Annotated in this window: 22 protein-coding genes; 16 read left to right on the forward strand and 6 right to left on the reverse strand. The window is 68.3% G+C overall.

The genetic code is table 11. The features are described from left to right. Positions 1-16: 16 nt before the first annotated feature. Positions 17-436: a DUF371 domain-containing protein gene (locus tag ACAH01_RS05280; RefSeq protein ID WP_153554010.1), complete on the forward strand. Its 420-nt coding sequence runs from the start codon at positions 17-19 to the stop codon at positions 434-436. Between the two features lie 152 nt (positions 437-588). Here the strand turns inward: ACAH01_RS05280 and ACAH01_RS05285 are convergent, their stop codons facing one another. From ACAH01_RS05285 to ACAH01_RS05295, 3 genes are all read right to left on the reverse strand, one after another. Then, on the reverse strand, positions 589-1,566 hold the full coding sequence (locus ACAH01_RS05285; protein WP_372480477.1) for an aldo/keto reductase: 978 nt from the start codon (positions 1,564-1,566) through the stop codon (positions 589-591). Positions 1,567-1,751: 185 nt separating this feature from the next. Continuing rightward, positions 1,752-2,078 carry an uS10/mL48 family ribosomal protein gene (locus tag ACAH01_RS05290; RefSeq protein WP_153554012.1) on the reverse strand — a complete coding sequence of 109 codons (327 nt, stop codon included), beginning with the start codon at positions 2,076-2,078 and terminating at the stop codon, positions 1,752-1,754. A gap of 134 nt (positions 2,079-2,212) precedes the next feature. After that, complete coding sequence (locus tag ACAH01_RS05295) at positions 2,213-2,374, reverse strand: hypothetical protein (protein WP_164731970.1); 162 nt, start codon at positions 2,372-2,374, stop codon at positions 2,213-2,215. 226 nt (positions 2,375-2,600) lie between these two features. On the opposite strand from ACAH01_RS05295, the gene ACAH01_RS05300 reads away from it, so the two are divergent. The 3 genes from ACAH01_RS05300 to ACAH01_RS05310 all read left to right on the forward strand — a co-directional run bounded on the left by ACAH01_RS05300 (position 2,601) and on the right by ACAH01_RS05310 (position 4,661). Further along, a complete protein-coding gene (locus ACAH01_RS05300) occupies positions 2,601-3,029 on the forward strand; it encodes a bis(5'-nucleosyl)-tetraphosphatase (RefSeq protein WP_153554013.1) in 429 nt (142 codons plus the stop codon). 105 nt (positions 3,030-3,134) lie between these two features. Continuing rightward, positions 3,135-3,554 (forward strand): hypothetical protein, encoded by a 420-nt coding sequence (locus ACAH01_RS05305; RefSeq protein WP_170095058.1) that lies wholly within the window; start codon positions 3,135-3,137, stop codon positions 3,552-3,554. A gap of 66 nt (positions 3,555-3,620) precedes the next feature. Further along, positions 3,621-4,661, forward strand: a complete 1,041-nt coding sequence (locus tag ACAH01_RS05310; RefSeq protein WP_372480478.1) for a DUF5787 family protein — start codon at positions 3,621-3,623, stop codon at positions 4,659-4,661. 82 nt (positions 4,662-4,743) lie between these two features. Here ACAH01_RS05310 and ACAH01_RS05315 read toward each other — a convergent pair whose 3' ends face one another. Beyond that, positions 4,744-5,220, reverse strand: a complete 477-nt coding sequence (locus ACAH01_RS05315; RefSeq protein WP_153554016.1) for a DUF5797 family protein — start codon at positions 5,218-5,220, stop codon at positions 4,744-4,746. Positions 5,221-5,391: 171 nt separating this feature from the next. On the opposite strand from ACAH01_RS05315, the gene rnhA reads away from it, so the two are divergent. Both rnhA and ACAH01_RS05325 read left to right on the forward strand, forming a co-directional pair. Further along, the gene (rnhA, locus tag ACAH01_RS05320) at positions 5,392-5,985 is read left to right on the forward strand and encodes a ribonuclease HI (RefSeq protein ID WP_372480479.1); all 594 of its coding nucleotides are present in this window, start codon (positions 5,392-5,394) and stop codon (positions 5,983-5,985) included. Next, a complete protein-coding gene (locus ACAH01_RS05325) occupies positions 5,978-6,574 on the forward strand; it encodes a rnhA operon protein (protein WP_153554018.1) in 597 nt (198 codons plus the stop codon). The genes rnhA and ACAH01_RS05325 overlap by 8 nt, the downstream gene beginning before the upstream one ends. A 19-nt stretch (positions 6,575-6,593) precedes the next feature. Here ACAH01_RS05325 and ACAH01_RS05330 read toward each other — a convergent pair whose 3' ends face one another. After that, entirely contained in the window at positions 6,594-6,953 is a 360-nt protein-coding gene (locus tag ACAH01_RS05330) for a PadR family transcriptional regulator (RefSeq protein ID WP_153554019.1), read from the reverse strand. A gap of 240 nt (positions 6,954-7,193) precedes the next feature. Here ACAH01_RS05330 and ACAH01_RS05335 point away from each other — a divergent pair, with 240 nt between their 5' ends. Continuing rightward, positions 7,194-7,727, forward strand: coding sequence for an inorganic diphosphatase (locus ACAH01_RS05335; RefSeq protein WP_018258046.1), 534 nt, complete (start codon positions 7,194-7,196; stop codon positions 7,725-7,727). 371 nt (positions 7,728-8,098) lie between these two features. After that, positions 8,099-9,442 (forward strand): alkaline phosphatase family protein, encoded by a 1,344-nt coding sequence (locus ACAH01_RS05340; RefSeq protein ID WP_372480480.1) that lies wholly within the window; start codon positions 8,099-8,101, stop codon positions 9,440-9,442. Between the two features lie 69 nt (positions 9,443-9,511). Here ACAH01_RS05340 and ACAH01_RS05345 read toward each other — a convergent pair whose 3' ends face one another. Further along, complete coding sequence (locus tag ACAH01_RS05345; protein ID WP_153554021.1) at positions 9,512-10,588, reverse strand: tubulin/FtsZ family protein; 1,077 nt, start codon at positions 10,586-10,588, stop codon at positions 9,512-9,514. Between the two features lie 80 nt (positions 10,589-10,668). Here ACAH01_RS05345 and ACAH01_RS05350 point away from each other — a divergent pair, with 80 nt between their 5' ends. Genes ACAH01_RS05350 through ACAH01_RS05385 form a run of 8 tightly spaced genes read left to right on the forward strand, consistent with a single transcriptional unit; the run spans position 10,669 to position 20,123 of the window. Continuing rightward, a complete protein-coding gene (locus ACAH01_RS05350) occupies positions 10,669-11,253 on the forward strand; it encodes a hypothetical protein (protein WP_372480481.1) in 585 nt (194 codons plus the stop codon). Next, positions 11,250-11,705, forward strand: a complete 456-nt coding sequence (locus tag ACAH01_RS05355; protein WP_372480482.1) for an ABC transporter — start codon at positions 11,250-11,252, stop codon at positions 11,703-11,705. The genes ACAH01_RS05350 and ACAH01_RS05355 overlap by 4 nt, the downstream gene beginning before the upstream one ends. A 22-nt stretch (positions 11,706-11,727) precedes the next feature. Further along, positions 11,728-13,581, forward strand: a complete 1,854-nt coding sequence (locus ACAH01_RS05360) for an ATPase, T2SS/T4P/T4SS family (protein WP_372480483.1) — start codon at positions 11,728-11,730, stop codon at positions 13,579-13,581. Further along, positions 13,578-15,272, forward strand: a complete 1,695-nt coding sequence (locus tag ACAH01_RS05365; RefSeq protein ID WP_372480484.1) for a hypothetical protein — start codon at positions 13,578-13,580, stop codon at positions 15,270-15,272. The genes ACAH01_RS05360 and ACAH01_RS05365 overlap by 4 nt, the downstream gene beginning before the upstream one ends. A gap of 34 nt (positions 15,273-15,306) precedes the next feature. After that, on the forward strand, positions 15,307-15,771 hold the full coding sequence (locus ACAH01_RS05370; RefSeq protein ID WP_372480485.1) for a hypothetical protein: 465 nt from the start codon (positions 15,307-15,309) through the stop codon (positions 15,769-15,771). Then, a complete protein-coding gene (locus ACAH01_RS05375) occupies positions 15,752-16,141 on the forward strand; it encodes a hypothetical protein (protein WP_372480486.1) in 390 nt (129 codons plus the stop codon). The genes ACAH01_RS05370 and ACAH01_RS05375 overlap by 20 nt, the downstream gene beginning before the upstream one ends. Further along, positions 16,138-17,016 (forward strand): hypothetical protein, encoded by an 879-nt coding sequence (locus tag ACAH01_RS05380; RefSeq protein WP_372480487.1) that lies wholly within the window; start codon positions 16,138-16,140, stop codon positions 17,014-17,016. Before ACAH01_RS05375 ends, ACAH01_RS05380 begins: the two co-directional genes overlap by 4 nt. Then, positions 17,016-20,123 (forward strand): hypothetical protein, encoded by a 3,108-nt coding sequence (locus ACAH01_RS05385; RefSeq protein ID WP_372480488.1) that lies wholly within the window; start codon positions 17,016-17,018, stop codon positions 20,121-20,123. Before ACAH01_RS05380 ends, ACAH01_RS05385 begins: the two co-directional genes overlap by 1 nt. Positions 20,124-20,148 lie beyond the last annotated feature (25 nt).

The following is a 20,148-nucleotide window of genomic DNA, read 5'->3' on the forward strand; positions in this document are numbered from 1 at the left end:
GGCGGCAGGCGTCCGTATGGACGAAGTCGTTCACGCACACGGCCACGAGCACGTCAGCGCCGAACACGAGAGTACGCTGGAAGTGACCAGCGACGACTTCCTCACGCCCGCCGGGGACTGTATCCTCGGTATCGAGGCCGATCGAGTCCCGTCCGAGTTCGACCCCGACTTCGTCGCGGCCTGCCAGGACGGCGACGCGACGATCACGATGACGATCGAAGCCGGCGGGAACACCGACACCGTCACCGGCAGCGGCCACCCCGACCTGACCTTCGAGAGCGACCGGAGCCACGTCTGTCGGACCAGCGACTACGTCGACGACCGGACCGTGATGGTCGAGGCCGACGCCGCGGCGACCGACCTCGATCGGGGGCTCGTCGCTGCGCTCGCGGACGGTGCCGACGCGACGATCACGTTCGCCGTCGAGACGCCCTGACCGAACTGGAGGGCTTTTGTCGCGGCTGGCCCGAGACACGCCTACGAGTGCCCGATCCCGAGCCGGCCAGGAACAGCAGCGGCGGGCCGGCGACTGGCGAAGTCGTCGATCCGAACGAAACAGTCGAGTGACGTGGCGACGAACTGTCCGCCTCAGACCTCGATCGCGTCGTCGATCCGAGCGAACTGGTCGTCGGACAGTTCGACCTCGACCGCGCCGAGGTTCTCGTCGAGCTGGTCGACCGTGCGTGCGCCGACGATCGGGACGCAGGTGAACCGCTCGTGGTCCATCAGCCAGCGCAGCGAGACCTGTGCCGGGGTCGCGTCGGCCTCGTCGGCGACGGCCTGGACCTCGTCGAGCACGTCCCAGGCCTGTTCTGTCAAGTACCAGTCCTCGAAGTGGTCGTCGATGTCGCCGCGGGAACCGTCCGGGGCCTCGATCTCGCCGTCGCCGACGCGCTCGTACTTGCCGGTGAGGAAGCCGCCGTGGAGCGGCGAGTACGGGCAGACCGCGAGGTCCTGATCGGCACACACGTCGAGGTACTCCGCCACCGGTTCGCGGTAGGTGGCAGAGTACTGGGGCTGGGTGACGGTGAAGGCCTCGTAGTTGTTCACGTCGGCCTCCCACAGCGCCTTCGTGAGCTTCCAGGCGTCACACGTCGAGATGCCGACGTAGTGGACTTTCCCCTGGCTGACGAGGTCGTCGAGCGCGCGCAGCGTGCGCTCTGGGGGCGTCCCGTCGTCGAAGCGGTGACAGTAGAGGATGTCGAGGTAGTCGGTGCCCAGCCGGTCGAGCGAGCCCTCGACCTCCGCTTTGACGTTCTTCTTCGAGAGGTTCTCCTGGAACCGAGAGACCTGCGACCAGTAGCACTTCGAGGCGACGACGAAGTCCTCCCGGTCCCGGTCTTCGAGCCACTCGCCGATCCAGGTCTCGCTGCGGCCCTGCCCGTAGCCGTTGGCGGTGTCGATGAAGTTCCCGCCCTGCGCTGCGAAGGCGTCGAGCAGCTCGTGGGCGTCCTCGCGATCGGTCTCGACGACGCCGCTGTCCTCGTGTTCCAGCCCGAACCGCCACGTCCCGAGACAGATCGGTGATACCTGCAACCCAGTCGAACCGAGTCGTGTGTACTCCATGTGTTGTGAACGATTTTCCACTCACATAAAAATCGTGGTCTGGCAAATCTGCACAGGACGGACGACGGCCCTGGCTTCCGGCGGGTGACGGTCGCCGTCGCTGGTACTACCAGCTGTGTGTCTGTGACGAACGTCTAAGCCGGAACATACTGCTCGGGGCCTGCGCTCACTCCTGTCGGGACCCGTCAGGAACCCAGGTGACTCCGCTGTTCGACCTCGGCGGCGACGTGGATGCCGTCGTCGAACTCTCGGCCCGCGACCGCGCGGGCGAACTCCTCGTGGTCGACGATCTCGATCGTGCGCGTGTAGACGGTGTAGTCCCAGGACTCGAAGCGCCCGCCGGCCGGGCCGAGCGTCTTCGACTGTGGCACGCGCAGGTGGTCCGGTGGCTGTGGGTGTGGGCCCTTGAGCTCGACACCCTTCCGTTCGGCCTGTTCTTTGATCTCGTCGACGACGCTGTCCAGACGCCGCCGATCTCCGCTCTCCAGTGTAAGTTTCGTCACGAAGGGCATCTCTGGTGTTTGTGTCGGCGAGCGTGCTCAAAAGGGCTCGCTTTCGGACCGGGCTATAGTAGCCATTGCAAGTCAATGCACACCCGATCGCACGACAGCAGTGCGATCGGTGTGTCAATCGTTTCAATTGTTACTTAGATCTCCGACAGCGACTCGTAGTCGGCCCAGCACTCACAGTCGAGGTCGTCGATCGAGGTCACTTCGTCGGGGAGGTCCGAGAGCGGCATCCAGTCGCTCTCCTGTTTCTCGCAGTCGTCGTCGTGAACCGAGAAGTCGTCGGCCGACATGTACGGCATACGTTTTTGGATACGAAACCACGATCAAAACAGTGTCGCATCACGGTCGGAACCGTCGTCGCGAGGCCGTGGTGTGGGCCACCAGTCCGGTATGGCGATGGTGCGCACGGCCGGCCACAGGTGTACCCAGTTCCGACGTGGTGGTACGGTCGCGCCCGCCACGGATGCGGGTCTGGCCGTCGTCGCTCCGATATCCTCATAAGTAGGGCCGGTCTAAGCGTATCTAATGATCGAGGCCACGAGCGCGGGAGCCATCCTCTTTCGCGACACGCGTGGCCGGCGGGAGTACCTGCTGCTCAAGAGCAGACCCGGTGACTGGGAGTTCCCCAAGGGCGGGGTCGAAGGCGACGAGGAGCTACAACAGACCGCCATCCGCGAAGTGAAAGAGGAAGCCGGAATCGGCGATTTCCGGCTGTTAGATGGCTTTCGCGAAGACTACGACTACGTCTTCGAGGCGAACGGCAACACCATCCACAAGACGGTGCATCTGTTCGTCGCGAAGTCCTACGAAGCATCGGCAGAGCTGTCCAACGAACACCGCGACCTGCAGTGGCGCGACTACGAGCAGGCGATCAACACCGTCACGCAGGACGGCCCTCGTGAGATCCTCGAACAGGCTCACGAGTTCCTCGACGAGAAGCTAGAGGAGGAGTGAGCGGCGTGTGGACCGTACTCCGGTCCACCGACCGCCCTCTGGCGCATATTTCCTTACCGTTAGCGGTAGCTTTTAGACACGATGGGCTGTACGCCATGAGCACCGATGTTTGGTTTCGACGATTCCGAAGTCAAGAAGTCGATCGGCACGATCTTCGTCGCGCTTCTCGTGATGGGATTCGTCCCGATCATCAACCTCATCCGCATCGTACCGTTCTTCAAAGAGGTCGTCCTCGGCGCGGTGGTCGTCGTCGTCTTTACGTCACTCTCGGAGGTCAAACGCGGGATCAAGTTCGCGCTCGTCACGGGGATGATCGCAGCCGTCGCGTTCAACGTCGTGTTCATCCCTGGACAGATTATCCTCGGTGGCGTCATGGGTGCCGCAAGCGGTGCGACCGGCGAAGCGGCCGGCGGGATGGCGATGCTGAGCGGTCTCGGTGCGATCACCAATCTCATCGGCCTCCTGTTCATGTCGCCGATCGGGTACACCATCGGTGGTGCGATCGGGAGTGTCCTCAACTCCTGAACGGTCTCGCACCCACTGCTGTTCGGTGCTGTGGAGCGGCCGTCAGGGAGACAGTACAGTTCTCCGATGAGTGATTCCGAGTTTGCCTTCGAACTGCGCGTCTGCCAGTGGGCCGAACGAGCGTGGCCGCCAGACGGCGACCGCGACAACCCCGTTCTCGTCGCTCGGCAACTGGGGACGAAGCGACGCCGCTGGGACACGATCGTCGTCGAGTGCGATCGCGCCGGACTCCGTCGGCGGGCCGCCTTCGGCCGCCAGCGACTCGATTCGGACCTCCGTCACGTCCTCGGATACGCGCCCGCCGAGTGGGCGTACTACCGGGACGCGCTGCCCCATCCCGGCTACCCCTGGCGGTACGTCCGCGAGGCGATTCACACGGCCGCCGACCGCGGCGTTCTGGACCGTCGCAAGCGGGGCAACCGGATCGAGATTCGACGGAAGTACGCCTATCCCGACTGGATCGAGCGGATCGTCGCCATCGAGAACAAGCCCGATCTGGACGCGAGTGCTGCCAGCAGGCTCGCGCCCCAGATCGAACGCGACGTGGCGCTGGGGCTGGCCGACGAGGTGTGGGTCGCGACCGAGCGGACCGACGAGCGAGTCGAGCCGATCCTGCTGGAGGATCTCCCCGCGGCGGCCGGCGTCCTGACGGTCGATCCGTCGACGGTCGAGGCCGACGTGGCGTGGTACCCCCAGTCTCTCGCAGTCTCGGAGCCGGGCACGCGAATCGAGGAGCGACCCGACGACGACCTGAGCGCCGCGCGCTTCGAGTACGTCGACCCCGAGTGGAAGGCCGAGAAGCGGCGGTCGATCGCGGAACGCGCCTACGAACGGGGCTGGCGGGCCTACGCGGAGTCGCTGCGACCGGACTGTCGGCACTTCCAGCTCCGGACCGAGGGCGACAGCGTCGTACCGTACTGTGAAGCGAAGGAACGAGTGCCGACGCCGTCGACGTGTCGAGCGGCCTGTCGGGACTGTGAGCCCGAACCGCCCACCTGGCGGACCGGTGGGTGGCCCATCGACGGCGGACCCGGCGCGGGAATCAGACGCTTGCTCGACGAGCAGCGACGGCGGCACCGGCCCGGCCTCGACGACGACACTGCGTGAATTATACGGATTCTCGTCGATCTTCACCGGATCGACCGCGACGGTATGCGGTCGACCGGGCAAACGGCGACGAGAATTCGTATCAATCGTCGAGCTGTGCCACGTCGATCTGGTCGCGTCCGACGGCCAGCCGGAAGGTCGGCACGGTCTTCTGGACGGTCTCGACGATCCCCTTGTCCGCGAGCGACCGCAGCGCGGATCGAACGTCGTCCACTTCGGGGTCGTGGCCCGCCTCGCGCAAGTCGTGGAGGACCGAGACGACGCTCTGGCTCTCCTCGTCGGGGCCGGCCAGACAGTCGATCACCGCCTGCTGTAACTCGGTGACCGTCACCTGCTGGCCGTCTGCCGGGTCGCCGCCGACGACCTCGACGGCCTCCGGCGTGGCACAGATGAGGCTGCTCTCGTCGCGGTAGTAGTACTCCTTGAGCTCGTTTTCGAGGTACTGGTGGACCTCGCTCCCGCTGTCCATCCCCCACCGATCCTGTAGATCCGCGTTCTTCGTGGGCTGGAGCTCGACGATGTCGGCGAGTCGGTCGCGAGCCTCCTCGGAAAGTGCCATCGGTAGCCTGTACGACCACCACCATACTTGGTGGTTCTGGACTCTCGCCAGTCGTCGGCTGGGCGTCGCAGTGGCGGGTCCCACCGAACGACGTGGCAGACGTGTGCCGTGACCCGTCGCCGGTCTCGGAGAGGGAAGCGTTTTATCGGTCGGTCGGTGATCAACGAGACGATGCCGACGATCGAGTGCGACGAGACGAAGGCTCGCGAACGCCTCGAAGCGGCGGGCGTGACCGTCGAGGCGGGCAACACCGACCACGAGGAGTGGCGGGCGAGCTACGGCGGTGGGACGGTGGTCGCCTACGACGGGAAAGTCGTCGTCCAGGGCGGTGACACGGCCCAGCTGGAGGGGCTCCTTCGCGAACACGGCGGGCGGGTCCACGCGTACTTCGACGGGGCCTCGCGCGGGAATCCCGGTCCCGCCGCGGTCGGCTGGGTGCTCGTGACCGACGACGGAATCGTCGCTGACGGGGGCGAGCGGATCGGCACCGCGACGAACAACCAGGCCGAGTACCGGGCGCTACTTCGCGTGCTCGAAGTCGCACGCGATCACGGATTCGACGAGATCCGTCTCCGCGGCGACTCGGAGTTGATCGTCAAGCAGGTCCGCGGGGAGTGGAACACGAACGATCCCGAACTCCGAGAGCACCGCGTCGACGCCCGCGAGCGACTGCTGCCCTTCGACGAGTGGTCGATCGAACACGTACCGAGAGAGATTAACGCACGCGCAGACGAACTGGCCAACGAGGCACTCGACGATGCCTGAACACGACGATTCGACGACGGATTCGGCGCTGCCGACAGACGTGATCGACGAGGCCGAGCGACTCACCCGACTGGCCAGGGACGCCGTCGACGACGCGGAAGCGCGGGCCTACCGCGACGAGCGCGACGAACTGCTCGCCGAGTACGAGTACACCGCTCGGGTCCGCGAAGACGACGCCCGGGACGTGCTCGTCTGTCACCCGCGCGAGTGGGTCTCCGACGGACAGATCCACCCGGACCGGATCGACGACGTCGACCGTGGGATCGAACGGCCGCTGTCTGGCCCCGGCGAGGGGAGCGACTGGGCAGTGGTGGCCGAACACAACGACGAACTCGTCGCAGCGGTCGCCGACGCCGACGGCGAGGTCCACGCAGCGAACGCCCGCGCGCTGGCAGACTTCGCGAGCAACCACTACGCGAAACCGATCGAGGACCTCACGCGGGCAGAGCTCGTCGAGTTTCGCGACGACTACTTCGAGCGCAACGTCTGGCCCGACGACCGACAGGCGTCGCTGTTGGACGAGTCACTTCGTCGCACCTTCGAAAAAATGGACGTGCCGTACCCACTCGGCAGCGATCACCCCGAGTGACTCGGGGCGATCGTGTTTCTTACTCGTGCTGCTGGACGAGGTCCCGGAGTTCTTCGGCGCGCGATTCCTCGGTGACGAACTTCCCGAAGACCCACGAAAGCTGGTCGAGCACAGCTTCCTTCCCCGCCTCGGTCAGTCCGTACTGGTTCGTTCGCTTGTCGAGTTCGCTCTTCTCGACGAGGCCGAGTTCGACGAGGTCGTCGAGGTTCGGGTACAGACGCCCGTGGTTGACTTCGTCGTCGTAGTAGGTCTCTAGCTCTCGCTTGATGGCCAGCCCGTAGCGTGGCTCTTCGGAGAGGATGACGAGAATGTTCTGCTGGAACGCCGTCAATTCACTTGCGATGCCGGGTGTGTCAGTTTTCGTTTGTGCCTCTGACATGGTTAGCTGAATGTCATCAAGCTATTTAACACTTGTTAACTCGCTCGCAGGTCGGCGCGTTACCGAGAGACTGCGCCGTCGTGCTCTCTGCGCCAGTGTATCGAAAACATTCCAAATAACGGGTGTTGTTATCACCCGCGAATATCACCGGCGGCGAAATACCCGTCGTCTTGCGCTTCCTCTCGATAGTCGTAGTTGATTACGAAAGTACTTTTTGGACGCCCGTCGCAGTCGCCGATGATGACGAACCTCTGGGAAGACCTCGAAACCGGTCCGAACCCGCCAGAAGAGATCTACGCGGTCGTCGAGTGCCTGAAAGGCGAGCGCAACAAGTACGAGTACGACAAGGACGTTCCCGGCGTCGTCCTCGACCGGGTGCTGCACAGCAACGTCCACTACCCCTCGGACTACGGCTTCATCCCGCAGTCGTACTACGACGACGAGGACCCCTTCGACGTGCTCGTCCTCGTCGAGGACCAGACGTTCCCCGGCTGTATCATCGAGGCCCGACCCGTCGCCCTGATGAAGATGGACGACGACGGCGAGCAAGACGACAAGGTCATCGCCGTCCCGAGCGAGGATCCCCGCTACGACCACATCGAGGACCTCGACGACATCCCACAGCAGCAACTCGACGAGATCGACGAGTTCTTCGCGACCTACAAGAACCTCGAAGCGGGCAAGGAAGTCGAGACGCTGGGCTGGGAGGACAAGCAGGCCGCCTACGACGCGATCGAACACGCCCAGGAGCTGTACGACGAGCAGATCGCGTAAGCGAGCCGCGTCGCCGTTCGACTCCGCCATTTTTGTGTGGTGTCACGATCCGTCCACCCAGCTATCGCTGGGGGCATCGAGTCGACACGGCCCTTGCATGTTCTGGAGTAATGGCGGTCCGTATTGCCGATTAATTATGATTATGGGTAATTACTTGGGTTTCGGGGGCGAACTGTCTCCCGTGATGGCTACGAAACAGACAGTCGGTATGAACCACCTGACGGTCGTTCCGGCGAACTTCGATCGCGACGACTCCTCGTCGGCCGACGACGACTGCGCCGAACCCGAGCAGTGATTGCCGCTTCCGGTGACGCACACCCGACTCGGCCGCGAAAAGAAGCTTCTTGTCCCCGAACGATGAACGAGGTGACATGGGCCTGTTCGACCGTATTCGCGGCGACGACGGACCCCGAGTCGCCTTCTTCGGCGTCGACGGGGTACCGCACAGTTTGATCGCGGACCACTACGACGAATTCGAGAACCTCGCGGCGATCGCCGAGGACGGCACCGCTGGACCGATCGACAGCATCGTCCCACCGGAATCCAGCGCGTGCTGGCCGGCGCTGACGACCGGCGTCAACCCCGGCGAGACCGGCGTCTACGGCTTTCAGGACCGAGAGATCGGTTCCTACGACACCTACGTTCCCATGGGCCGCGACGTACAGGCGACACGCCTGTGGGACCGCGTCGCAGACGACGGCGGCGACGCGACGGTGCTGAACGTCCCCGTCACGTTCCCACCCCAGCGCAACGTCCAGCGGATGGTCTCCGGATTCCTCTCGCCGGGCGTCGACGACGCCGCCTATCCCGACGAACTCGGCGACTACCTCGACGACAACGACTACCGCATCGACGTCAACGCCAAACTCGGCCACAGCGAGGACAAAGAAGAGTTCATCGAGGACGCACACAAGACCCTGGACCGGCGCTTCGAAGCGTTCAAACACTACATCGAACAGGACGACTGGGACCTCTTTTTCGGCGTCTTCATGACCACCGACCGGGTGAACCACTTCCTGTTCAAGCACTACGAGGAAGACGGCGAGTACAAAGAGGAGTTCCTGGAGTTCTATCGCAAGGTCGACGACTACCTGGGACAGCTCCGTGACCTGCTGGCCGACAACGTCACGATGGTCGTCGCCTCCGATCACGGCTTCACCAGTCTCGACTACGAGGTCCACCTCAACGAGTGGCTCCAGCAAGAGGGGTGGCTCACCTACGAGGACGACGACCACGAGACGCTCGGCGACATCGACGAGTCGACGAAGGCGTACTCCCTGATCCCCGGTCGCTTCTACATCAACCTCGAAGGCCGGGAGCCGCGTGGCTCCGTGCCAGAAGACGAGTACGAGGCCGTCCGCGACGAACTCCAGGAGAAACTGGAGAACCTGACCGGTCCCGACGGCAACCCCGTCGCAGACCGCGTCGTCACCAAGGAACAGGCCTACCGCGGCGACCACGACGAGATCGCGCCCGACCTGACTGTCGTCCCGAACCACGGCTTCGACCTCAAGGCTGGCTTCAAGGGCTCGGACGACGTCTTCGGCGTCGGCCCGCGCAACGGCATGCACAGCTTCGACAACGCGACGCTGTTCGTCGACGATCCGGACGCCCGGATCAACGACGCCGACCTCTACGACATCGCGCCGACGATCCTGGACCTGATGGACGTGGACTTCGATCGGACGGAGTTCGACGGCACCAGTCTGGTGTAGGATAGACCGAGCGTAGTCGTTCGAAAGGCGCGCCGCACATCTCTCACCGCTCGCGCGAAAAGACGGGACTCACATCAGGTCGTCGAGCCCGTCGTTTTCGAGGCCTTCCATCGGATCGATCTCCTTGTTCTTCTCTTGCTCGGCCTCGCGTGCGCGGTCCATGAACTCCTGGACGCGCTCGGAGCGTTCGACGCCGCCGAGGACGACCAGCGACGCGAGTTTCTCGCTGTCGATGGGGAAGTCGCCGCCCCGAACTTCGAGGCTGCCGGTCTCCTCTTCCATCCACTTGCGGGCGCGTTCGACGCCCTTTCTCGAGATCCGCTCGGGGTGGCCGGCGATCACGAGGAGGCCACGCTCCGCGTCGATCGCGTCCGGGAGGCTCATGCTCGTCAGGAGGGCGTTTCGGGTGACACTGGTGATCGTGTTGACGTTCTCGCCGGGGTCCTCGCTTGACTCGGCGGCGGCGTAGCCGACGGAGGCGATGCCGCCGCCCTTGAGCGTGTTGATGATCTCCGAGGAGTCGACGACGCTCTCGCCGACGCCTTCGACGGCCTCTCCGGAGGCAAAGAGGAGACCGATCCGCTGGGCGATGGCGTCGTTGATGCGTTCGAAGCCGGCTTCGAGGCTGTCGCCGGAGGCCTTCCAGCCGTCGTTGTCGATGAGGATGAGCGAGTCGGCCTCACGGGCGCAGGTCTTGACCGAGCGGCCGGCGTTTGCCTGGTACAGTCCGCCTTCGTCTCGACCGGGGAGGACGCCGAGGACGTAGACGGGGATGTTGTAGATGCGCTGGAGTTCGCGCGTGAGCATCGGTGCGCCGCCCGATCCCGTCCCGCCGCCGAGGCCGGCGACGACGACGATCGCTTCGGCTTCGGTGGTGAGTCGACCGTCGAGGTTGTCCATCACCTCGGTGGCGCTCTCTTGCATGATCTCCGCGCCGAGTTCGTTGTCGCCGCCGACGCCGTGACCTTTGACCCTGTCCTGGCCGATCAGCTGCGTGTCGATGTCGAGTTCGCTCAGATCCGGACGGGCCGTGTTGACCGCCAGTGCCCCCTTGACGGCGTCGAAGCCCATGTCGTAGTCGAACTCTGCGAGTGACTGCGTGATCTTCCCCCCGGCTTGACCGACACCAATCAGGACGACCTTCATACTGTAGGACTGAACAGGACGACTAATCAACGTTACCCCGTTCCGAGGGTTCAAATGCGATGACAGGACCACCGACGGCCATGCCAGACCGAGAACGGCTGGACCGGCGACTGCGGGCGGTCGAACGGACGCTGACGGGCGACGACCACGATCTCGACGCCCTCCAGCAACGAGGCGATCTCGCCCGCCGGGTCGAGGAACTGGAGGAGCAACTCGACAGCGCCCAGCGACGGATCGACGAACTCGAAGCCGCGACGCAGGCGCTCCGTGGCTACGTGGGCAACGTCCGGTCGGTCAACGAGGACGTCGAGCAGCGGGCCGACGCCGCGGTGGCCGCGGTGGATCGACTCGAAGCGCGACTCGCCGACGGCACAGACGATCGCCGTCCGGACAGCACGCCGCAGTCGGCCGATCGCGCCGACGCCGCTCCGGAGCGCCACCGCCGAGAACCCGTGTCGACGGAGACAGCCAGCGGGACACGGCGACCAGTTCACTCGTCGAGGTCTGACCGGAGCGACCAGCCCGTCTCCGGACCGACGGGCGACGGCCGAAGCGCTGTCGGCCCGATCGACGGAGCCACTGGAGCCGACGGCACTGACAGCGTCGACGGCAGCGACAGCGGGGACGAGAGCGGTGTCCTCGCCAGACTCCGATCGCGGCTGTGATCTATCGCGTCGTGCTGGCAGTCGTGCTCGCGACCGCGCTCGTCGCCGCGACGCTCGGTCCGATCGACGACGCGCGTCGACAGCGTGCCTCGGCGACGGTCTCGGACCAGGCGAGCGATCTCGAACGCGCCGCCGACACGCTCCTCGAAACGGACGATCCGATCGGCGGGCCGGGTGCGCGCCGCGTCGTGACGCTCCGCGTTCCGGTCCGGACGTGGACCAGCGGCGGCGTCGAGCGCGTCTCGCTCCGCCCTTCGACAGACCAGACGCCGGCACGGCTCTCCTGGCTCCTCACGGGCGGACAACCCCGAACGCGACAGCTCCCCGGTGTCCCACTGAGAACAGCCGACGGTAGTCCCGTCGTGCTCCGGCGCAGTGGTCCCCACCGGCTCGTCATCTCGCTCGACGGGCAGCCGGGTGTGCCGGTGCTCACCGTCCGACGGTTGAAGTGAGATGAGGGGGCCACCGCCGCCCATGCGAGGGTGGTTCAGCCGTTCGACGCCGGCCTCCGACTGCGGATGTACAGTACGACGAGGACGCAACGACAGCGGCGAGACGCTGCTGGTCGACGCCACGGACTGTCCAGACGACGGTCGACTGGCCGAGTCGGCAGCCTGTCGCCGGACGGTCGTCGAGACGCTCGCCGAACGCGACGCCGAGCGCGTGGTGACGCGGTCGAACGGTCGCGAACGGGCCTATCTCGACGACCACGCGGCCCTGCTCTGTGCGGCCGGCCGGTTCGTCGAACGGACGCGGTTCCATGACGAGACCCTCGCCGAACGGGCCCTGACCGATCCGATCGACGCCGCCCGAGAGGCCGTCGGTCGCGCGGGTCCAGTCGCGTCGATCGCGGCCGAGACCGGTCTGGGGGTGTGCGCCCGGCGAGTCGGCGAGATCGCGTCGCTCTCCCCGTACGTCGGCCCGACGATCGGACACACCCGTCTCGCCGCCGATCCGCCGGCCGACGGTCGGCTCCGCGACAGCCGGCGACTCTCGACGGGGGGACGCGTGCGACTCTACGAACGCGACGACGACCTCCCGGTGTACCACCTCGAACCGCTGGGGGCCACGCTGGACGACGCTGCGATGGCGACGCTCGAACGCGGCCGGGAACTCGTCGCCGACGGGACGGTGACCGGCAAGCGTGCCGCCTGGCGTGCGATCCGGACGGTCGCTTCCGACGACGAGCCGGTCGAACGGCTCGGGCGCGTGCTCGACCGGCACACCGCCGGCTACGGCGTCCTCGCCGAGTGCTTCGACGACCCGCGCGTGACGGACGTGTTCGCGACCGCACCGGTCGCGTCGAACCCGCTGCGGGTGCGCGTCGACGGGGAACTGGCGACGACGAACGTCCGGGTGAGCCGGCGCGGCGTCGAAACGCTCGCCTCGCAGTTCCGCCGCGAGAGCGGACGGGCGTTCTCGCGGGCCAGTCCGACGCTTGACGCCACCACGACGGTCGGCGACCGGCGGGTCAGGATCGCCGGGACGACAGCGCCGGTCAGTGACGGCCCGGCCTTCGCGCTGCGAGCCCACGACCGGACGGTGTGGACGCTCCCACAGCTCGTCGACAACGACACCGTCCCGCCGGCAGCCGCCGCGTTGCTCTCGCTGGCGGTCGACCGTGCGGCCGCCACGCTGGTCGCCGGCCCTCGCGGAGCGGGCAAGACGACGCTGCTGGGCGCGTTGCTGTGGGAACTCGACCCCGGCGTGCGAACGCTGGTCATCGAGGACACCCCGGAGCTGCCGGTCGCACAGCTCCAGGCCGACGGACGGGAGGTCCAGTCGCTGGTGACGGCGCGGGGCGACGGTCCCGGACTGCCGGCCGACGAGACGCTGCGGACCGCGCTCAGACTCGGCGAGGGGGCGCTCGCGGTCGGCGAAGTCCGCGGCGAGGAGGCCCAGGTCCTCTACGAGGCGATGCGTGTCGGTGCCGGCGGCAGTGCCGTTCTGGGGACGATCCACGGCGACGGGGGCGAAGACGTGCGCGAACGCGTCGTCGCCGACCTCGACGTGCCCGCCTCGTCGTTCGCGACGACTGATCTGGTCGTCACGATGGGGCGCTTCGAGACCGACGACGGACCGGCGCGTCGCGTCGCGGCGATCGAGGAGGTCGTCTCCGCCGGGGACGCGGTGGCGTTCGAGCCGCTGTATCGGCTCCGGGAGGGACGCTTGCAGTCGACCGATCGGCTCGAACGGGGCAACAGCGAACTCCTCGCTGCGCTCGCCGACAGCGACGAATCCTACGCCGACGTGCGTGCGGGACTGACCGAGCGCACGGACGAGATCAGACGCCGGGAACGCCGAACTGGCCGGCCGGTCGAGGCATGAAACGGGCGCTGCTCCGGGCGGTCGCGCGGTGCTGGCCCCTCTCGGTGTCGCCCGATTCAGAGCTCCGGCGTGCGGTCGCCTTCCTCGGCTGGGGCGTCGACGCCGAGACGGTCATGGGGGCGAGCTACGTGGCAGCCGTCGCGCTGGCTCTGGTTGGCCTCCTCGTTCAGACCGTCCTGGGCGACAGTGTCGGACTGGCAGTCGCCGGGTGCTGTCTCGTCTGTGCCGCGGTCGTGCTCGCCACGACGAAGCTCGTCGTCGCGTTCGCAAGCGTCCGGCGAGCGGAGGCGCTGGGCGACGCACCGGCGCTCGTGACTCGGCTCACGATGCGGCTGTCCCTGACGCCGGCACCGGGGGCCGCCGCGGCGTTCGGTGCCCGGTCCGTTCCGGGCGCGCTGGCCGACAGTCTGGCGAGTCACGTCCGCCGGACGGCGAACGGACCCAACACCGGTCTCCAGGCGTTCGGGCGCGAGTGGCGACCGTGGCTGCCGGAACTGGAACGCGCGTGTTCGCTCGTCGAGAGCGCCGGGCGGGAACCGGCCCAGCAGCGCGGGGCGACGCTCGAACGCGCTCGGACGACGGTCCTCGACGGCATCCACGACCGGACGGCCGCGTTCGCGGCCTCGATCAGCGGGCCGGCGACCGCGCTGTACGCCTTCGGCGTCCTGTTGCCCCTCGCACTCGTGGCGCTCTTGCCCGCGCTGGGCGCGGCCGGCGTGCCGGCACCGCTGTCGTTGCTCGTGGTCGTCTACGACGTGCTCTTGCCACTCGCCGTCACCCTCGCCAGCGCCTGGCTGCTGACCAAGCGGCCGGTCGCGTTCCGGCCGACGCCGATACGCCGATCCCATCCGGACGTGTGGTCTCGTCCGACACACGCCGCCGTAGCCGGCATCGCGGCCGCTCTCCTCGCCGGCTGGTCGGTCCGCCTCGTCCTCTCTGACTGGATGGGGTTCGTCGCCGCGGCCGGGGCGGGTCTGGGGACTGCGCTGGTGGTCGCCTTCCAGCCGATGCAGTCGGTCCGGTCGACCGTCGAGGCGGTCGAAGCGGGGCTCCCCGACGCGCTGTCGCTGATCGGCCGGCGCGTCACACGGGGGACCGCGACCGAGCGCGCCGTCGAAGATGCCGCCACGGCGGTTCCGGGAGCGACCGGGACGGTGCTGGCCGAGGTGGCCGGTCGCCAGCGTCGCCTCGGGGTCGACCTCCGGACGGCGTTCGTCGGTGAACGCGGCGCGCTAGCGACGGTGCCGAGCGAACGGGCCGAGAGCGCGGCCTCGCTACTGGCTCTCTCGGCTCGGGAGGGACGGCCCGCCGGGGACGCCCTGCTGGCGATGGCCGATCACCTCCAGACGATCGACGAGGCCGAGCAGGCGAACCGCCGTGCGGTCGCACAGGTGACGAACACGCTCTCGAACACGGCGGCCGTGTTCGCGCCACTCGTCGGCGGTGCGACGGTCGCGCTGTCGGCCGCGATGGGATCGGCCGGCCCCCTCGGCGGGAGTGTCGCGACCGCCGATCTCGGCCTCGCAGTCGGGTGGTACGTCCTCGTGCTCGCGATCGTCCTGACGACGCTGGCGACCGGGCTGACCGACGGGCTCGACCGGTCGCTGGTCGGCTATCGCGTCGGGCTGGCGCTGCTGGCCGCGACGGCGACGTACCTCACCGCGTTCGTCGGCGCGACCTCGCTCGTGTGAGGGTTTAAGTCCGAAGGCGCGGCGAGGGCGTGCCATGTTCGAGGTCCCGGTCGACGCACTGTACGCGTGGCTCGGCGTCGCGGCCGTCAGCGTCGCGGTGCTCGGCGTCGTCGTCGCGCTCCCCACGACCGCACCGCCCGACGCGACCACAGCAGCCGACGCCGTCGATCGCGTCGCCGTCGGACCGCCAGACGCAAGAGCGACGGTTCCGATCGACGCGACGGCGATCCGGCTCGGTCCTCGCCAGCTCTCGCTGCGTAACGACGGCGGGACCGCGAGTGCGACGTTCGCGTACGGCCCCGTGACGCCCACACTGGCGGACGATCGGCTCGCGCTCGTCCTCTACGGGCAGCCGCCAGCGAGCGTCTTCGAGACGAGCGCGGCCTTCGAGCAGGCGGTCGCGGACGCTCAGTCCAGAGGGGAGTGGCGACAGGCACCGACGGAGATCGACGTGCGACGCGTCCAGTGGGGTGAGACCAGTGTCACGCTCGTGGGATAGGGGACAGGTCGAGCCCATCGTTGCCCTCGTCGCGGTCGCCGCGGTCTCGATCGCCCTGTCGCTCTACGCTGGCGTCCTCGACGACACACTGCCGGGCGAACGCGAACGAGAACTGCCCGAGACGACACTTTCGGCGGTCGACGATCACCTCGCGCCCGCTGGCGTCGTCGAGCCCGGACGGCTCTCCGACGCCGTCGACGCGGGTCCGTCGGGCTATCACACGAACGTGAGCGTGACCGCCGACGGCCGACAGTGGCGGGTGGGACCGGTCCCGCCAGACGACGCCGGGACCGCGAGCGAGCAGGTGAGCGTCCGGACGAAGCCGGCCCACGTCGACGCGGGCCGCCTCCGGGTGGCGGTGTGGCGATGAGAGCGATCAGCACCGTCGTCGACACGACGCTGTTCCTCCTCCTGCTCGGGGGTGCCGTCGGGACGCTCGTCGCCGGGACAGGTGGCCTCGACACGCCGCAGTCGGGGGACGACCACGCCGACGAGACGGCGACCGCGCTGGCGACCACCACCGTCGGCGTCGACTACGAACTGACGCCGCGAAACAACCACAGCGACGGGGTCAGCTACGGCCACAGCGGCGACTTCGACCGGACGGCACACGGGACGGTCGCCGGGCTCCTCGCGGCAGCCACGCGGACCGCCGCGACGCTCGACGGCGAGCGAATCGCCCCTGCCGGCGGCGGGTTCGAGCGAGCGGTTCGCAACGAGACTCACGCCGCCGTCGAGCGCCGCGCGACCGCCGTCGGCGTCACCGCCGTCTGGGAACCCTACGACGGTGCGCCCCTGAGCGGTCGCGTCCACGCCGGACCGACACCGCCCGCGAGCGCCGACGTACGTGCGGCTCGGCTCACCGTCGACAGCGGCGTCGCGCCAGTGGACGAGCGCGCACGCGAGGCCGCCCGGACCGACGGCACGGACGGCGTCGCGCACGTGGTCGCGGCGGCGGTCGTCGAGGGGTTCTTCTCGCCCGCCGAGAGCCGCGTCGCGCTCCGGGGGGACGCGCCGGCCGACACGCTGGCGGCCCACCGCTACCGCCGCGTCGCCAGACTCACCGACGCGCCGGCTCTGGACCTGGAGAACGGCTCCGTCGCGGCGACGAACGACCGGCTCACGGCTGCGCTGGCCGACCGGTTCGCGGCCGACATGCGCGACCGATTCGAGACACCGGCGGCCACGGCCCGCGCCGTCTCGACGGACGAGGTGCGAATCGTCGTCAGGACGTGGTCGCCGTGATGGACGATCGTGGCCGCGTGCCGTTCGCACTGATCGGCGTCCTCCTGCTCGTCAGCAGCGCGACGCTTGCGACGACGATCGATCCGGGGCGTCCACCCGCCGACAGCGAGACCGAGGTGGTCACCGAACGGACGACCGCGACCGCACAGACGGAACTGCGCGAGGCCGTGACGACCGCCAGCCGGGCGGCCGCAGCGGACCCCGTCGTCGATCCGGCCGACACCGCCGCCGGTCGCCTTCTCGGCGAAGAGACGGCGTTTCGCGACGCGCTACGGCTCCGGATCTACCTACAGGCCCGCGATCGCCTCTCTCGGGTCGCGGTCCGTCGTGGCGAGGTCACCGGCTCGGTCTCGCTGCCTTCGACGGAGACGCGGGCCGAGCGCCGCGCCGCCATCGACCGCGTGACGATCGAACGGGCAGACGACGACGGCACCGCGATCCGGGTGACCGTCGAGAACGTGACGGTTCGGACCCACCGCGGCGGGCAGGTGCGCTCTCGGACGACGATCGCTCCGACCGTCACCGTCGTGACGCCGGTGCTCGCGGCCCACGATCGAGTCAGTACCTACCAGCGGCGACTCGACGCCGGGGTGACGGAGCGAGGGCTGAGCCAGCGGTTGACGACCCAGCTGTACGCGCTGGCGTGGTCGCGGGGCTACCTCCAGTACGGCGAGGTGCCGATCAGCAACGTCGTCTCGAACCAGCACGTGGGCGTCGTCACCAACGAGGCACTGCTGGACCTCCAGCGCGAGACGATCGGCCACGCCGATCCACGGGGCCGTCGCACGCTCGCGGTCGCGGCGGCACGGACGACGGCACGCGATCTCACCGTCGCCACGGGGACCGACTCGCGCGTGACCGACGCCGTTCTGAGCGGTCCGACGAAGCCAGCGGCGAGCGACATCGAGGGACTGGAGCCACCGCGCCGGTCGAGTCCCGACGACCGGCGCGAGATCGCGGTCAACGAGACGGCAGACAGAGCGTTCGTCGACGTGCTCGACGACGGAGCCATCGACAGCACGATACGGGACGCCTACAGCGTCGAGGTCCGGACGGTCTGCCGCGTCGAGGGCGACCGCCACGTCGGCGTGTCGGCACCACGCCCCGCCGGCTCGAACTGGACGCGCGTCGACAAGCGCCGTGAGCGATCGCTCCGCCACCGGAACGTCTCCGTCGCGCCGCCACCGATCCCCGACGGCTGGCACGAGTTCGAGACCTACGGGCGAGAGACGGTCGTTACGGAGCGAGCGGTAGCAGTCTGGCAGCGCCGAGTCGAGGGGCCAAACGGGAGCGTCGAGATCGAGCGGAGGACCACCGACAGGACGGGCACGAGCCGACAGACCGTCACCCTCGCGGTCGTCGGCCGTCACGACCGCACGTCGCAGGCACCCGTTCGACCGATCCGGCGAGCCCACCAGCGCGGTGCCGGCCCGCTGGACGGACCGAACCTCGCCGACGCTCGCGAACGCGCGATCGGGCGACTGATCGACAGCCAGGGCGGCCGATCCGCGGCCCTCGAATACGCGGTCCACAGCGGGCCGAACTCTGACGTTCACACGATCGCACTGGACGTGCCCGCGAACGCCTCCGAGTGGGCGTATCGGGATCTGATGGGGCTCCGAGAACGGGTCCGGTCCGTCGCCGTCGAGGTGCGGCAGGGACGTGTCGGGTCGTACGAATCGAACCCGCCGGCAGCGCTGGCACGGGCCGTCGAGCGAGAGCGGACGCGGCTGATCGACGCACCGTCCAGCTACGACAGCGCGGCGACGAAGGCGCGGATCGCCGTCCGGGTCGCGTACCTCGACCGCGTGCAGGCCCGCCTCCGGGCGCGGGCGGACGACCGGCGTGGCAGGGCCGACGCGTTCGGCGATCGGCTCGACGAGGCCGGTACGTCGATCGAGACGCTGCGCGAGGGACTCGACGCTCGCGGACGGCCGCCGTCAGATCGTCAGCCGCGACTGGACGGTGTCGGGGGTCCGGTCGCGCTAACGGCCGACGGCGCACCGGCCTACCTCACGCAGGCCTCGCTCAGCCACGACGACGACCCGGCGATCGAGAACGAGTCTCACCCGCTGGTCGCGCGCAACGTCAACGTCTTCACCGTGCCCCACCAGACCGTCTCGGACTCGCTGGTCGACGGTCTGTTCGGCGATCGATCGGGAGTCAGACTCGACACGGCGGCCCGGACGCTGAAGGCGACCAACGCGACGCTCGCCGAGGCAAACGCCGCCGCTGTGGAGGGCGAGGAAGTTCGACGGACGGACGCGAGCCAGCGTGAACGCCACGCCGAGAACGTTTCGGCGCTGACCCGCGAACGCGACACCCTCCGACGGGAAGTCGCATCGGCGAACGAGCACGTGCTCGACGGCCAGCGGTCGGTGCTGTCCCGACGGGGCGTCGCCGGCAGTGCCAGCGAGCGCGAGGCGATGCTTCGAGACGCGCTCGCGCCGTGGCAGACGACCCACGCTCGGGCGCTGGCGCTGGCGAACGGCTCCGTCAGCCACCGACTCGTCACTCTCGCCGGCGAGCGGGCCGACCTCTCGGTGGCTGCACGCGACCGGCTCGCCATCCGACTGAACGCCACGCGCCGCGCGACGTTACGGGAGCAGGGCGGACGACCGGACACCGACGCCGTCGACGCGAGCCGATCGCGCACGCAGACGGTCGCGCGGGAGCTGGCCCGCGAGGCCGCTGCCGCCGGTGCGGAACGGGCCACGAAGCGCGCCTACGGTGCGGTGGTGAACGACACGTTCGAGGCGATGCCGGCCGGACTCCCGCTGGCACCCGTACCGGGCTCGTGGTACGCCACGACGAACGTCTGGCACGTCACGGTCCGTGGCGAGTACGCCCGCTTCGGCGTGCGCGTCTCCCAGGGGCGGCCGACGACGCCCGGCGGCGAGTTCGTCTACGCCAGAGACGGCGAGAACGTCTCTCTCGACGTCGACGACGACGGGTCTCCCGAGCGGCTCGGGCGGTCCACCCGCGTCGACTTCGAGGCCACGGCGACGGTCCTCGTCGTCGTGCCGCCGGGCAAGACCGGCGTTGGCGACACCAACGGCGTCGCGATCGAGGAGTCCGAGGGGTGGCCCGATCCGGGACCGGAGTGACACTGACTTGTAGGCCCGTCCTGTA

The sequence above is a fragment of the Halomicrobium sp. HM KBTZ05 genome (genome assembly GCF_041530035.1).
GTDB lineage: Archaea > Halobacteriota > Halobacteria > Halobacteriales > Haloarculaceae > Halomicrobium.

What these genes read in the sequence shown, in the direction of transcription:
- ACAH01_RS05280 (WP_153554010.1), top strand. Translation starts at nt 17, where the DNA reads ATGGACGAAGTCGTTCACGCACACGGCCACGAGCACGTCAGCGCCGAA.
- ACAH01_RS05285 (WP_372480477.1), bottom strand. Translation starts at nt 1,566, where the DNA reads ATGGAGTACACACGACTCGGTTCGACTGGGTTGCAGGTATCACCGATC.
- ACAH01_RS05290 (WP_153554012.1), bottom strand. Translation starts at nt 2,078, where the DNA reads ATGCCCTTCGTGACGAAACTTACACTGGAGAGCGGAGATCGGCGGCGT.
- ACAH01_RS05295 (WP_164731970.1), bottom strand. Translation starts at nt 2,374, where the DNA reads ATGCCGTACATGTCGGCCGACGACTTCTCGGTTCACGACGACGACTGC.
- ACAH01_RS05300 (WP_153554013.1), top strand. Translation starts at nt 2,601, where the DNA reads ATGATCGAGGCCACGAGCGCGGGAGCCATCCTCTTTCGCGACACGCGT.
- ACAH01_RS05305 (WP_170095058.1), top strand. Translation starts at nt 3,135, where the DNA reads ATGTTTGGTTTCGACGATTCCGAAGTCAAGAAGTCGATCGGCACGATC.
- ACAH01_RS05310 (WP_372480478.1), top strand. Translation starts at nt 3,621, where the DNA reads ATGAGTGATTCCGAGTTTGCCTTCGAACTGCGCGTCTGCCAGTGGGCC.
- ACAH01_RS05315 (WP_153554016.1), bottom strand. Translation starts at nt 5,220, where the DNA reads ATGGCACTTTCCGAGGAGGCTCGCGACCGACTCGCCGACATCGTCGAG.
- rnhA (WP_372480479.1), top strand. Translation starts at nt 5,392, where the DNA reads ATGCCGACGATCGAGTGCGACGAGACGAAGGCTCGCGAACGCCTCGAA.
- ACAH01_RS05325 (WP_153554018.1), top strand. Translation starts at nt 5,978, where the DNA reads ATGCCTGAACACGACGATTCGACGACGGATTCGGCGCTGCCGACAGAC.
- ACAH01_RS05330 (WP_153554019.1), bottom strand. Translation starts at nt 6,953, where the DNA reads ATGTCAGAGGCACAAACGAAAACTGACACACCCGGCATCGCAAGTGAA.
- ACAH01_RS05335 (WP_018258046.1), top strand. Translation starts at nt 7,194, where the DNA reads ATGACGAACCTCTGGGAAGACCTCGAAACCGGTCCGAACCCGCCAGAA.
- ACAH01_RS05340 (WP_372480480.1), top strand. Translation starts at nt 8,099, where the DNA reads ATGGGCCTGTTCGACCGTATTCGCGGCGACGACGGACCCCGAGTCGCC.
- ACAH01_RS05345 (WP_153554021.1), bottom strand. Translation starts at nt 10,588, where the DNA reads ATGAAGGTCGTCCTGATTGGTGTCGGTCAAGCCGGGGGGAAGATCACG.
- ACAH01_RS05350 (WP_372480481.1), top strand. Translation starts at nt 10,669, where the DNA reads ATGCCAGACCGAGAACGGCTGGACCGGCGACTGCGGGCGGTCGAACGG.
- ACAH01_RS05360 (WP_372480483.1), top strand. Translation starts at nt 11,728, where the DNA reads ATGCGAGGGTGGTTCAGCCGTTCGACGCCGGCCTCCGACTGCGGATGT.
- ACAH01_RS05365 (WP_372480484.1), top strand. Translation starts at nt 13,578, where the DNA reads ATGAAACGGGCGCTGCTCCGGGCGGTCGCGCGGTGCTGGCCCCTCTCG.
- ACAH01_RS05370 (WP_372480485.1), top strand. Translation starts at nt 15,307, where the DNA reads ATGTTCGAGGTCCCGGTCGACGCACTGTACGCGTGGCTCGGCGTCGCG.
- ACAH01_RS05380 (WP_372480487.1), top strand. Translation starts at nt 16,138, where the DNA reads ATGAGAGCGATCAGCACCGTCGTCGACACGACGCTGTTCCTCCTCCTG.
- ACAH01_RS05385 (WP_372480488.1), top strand. Translation starts at nt 17,016, where the DNA reads ATGGACGATCGTGGCCGCGTGCCGTTCGCACTGATCGGCGTCCTCCTG.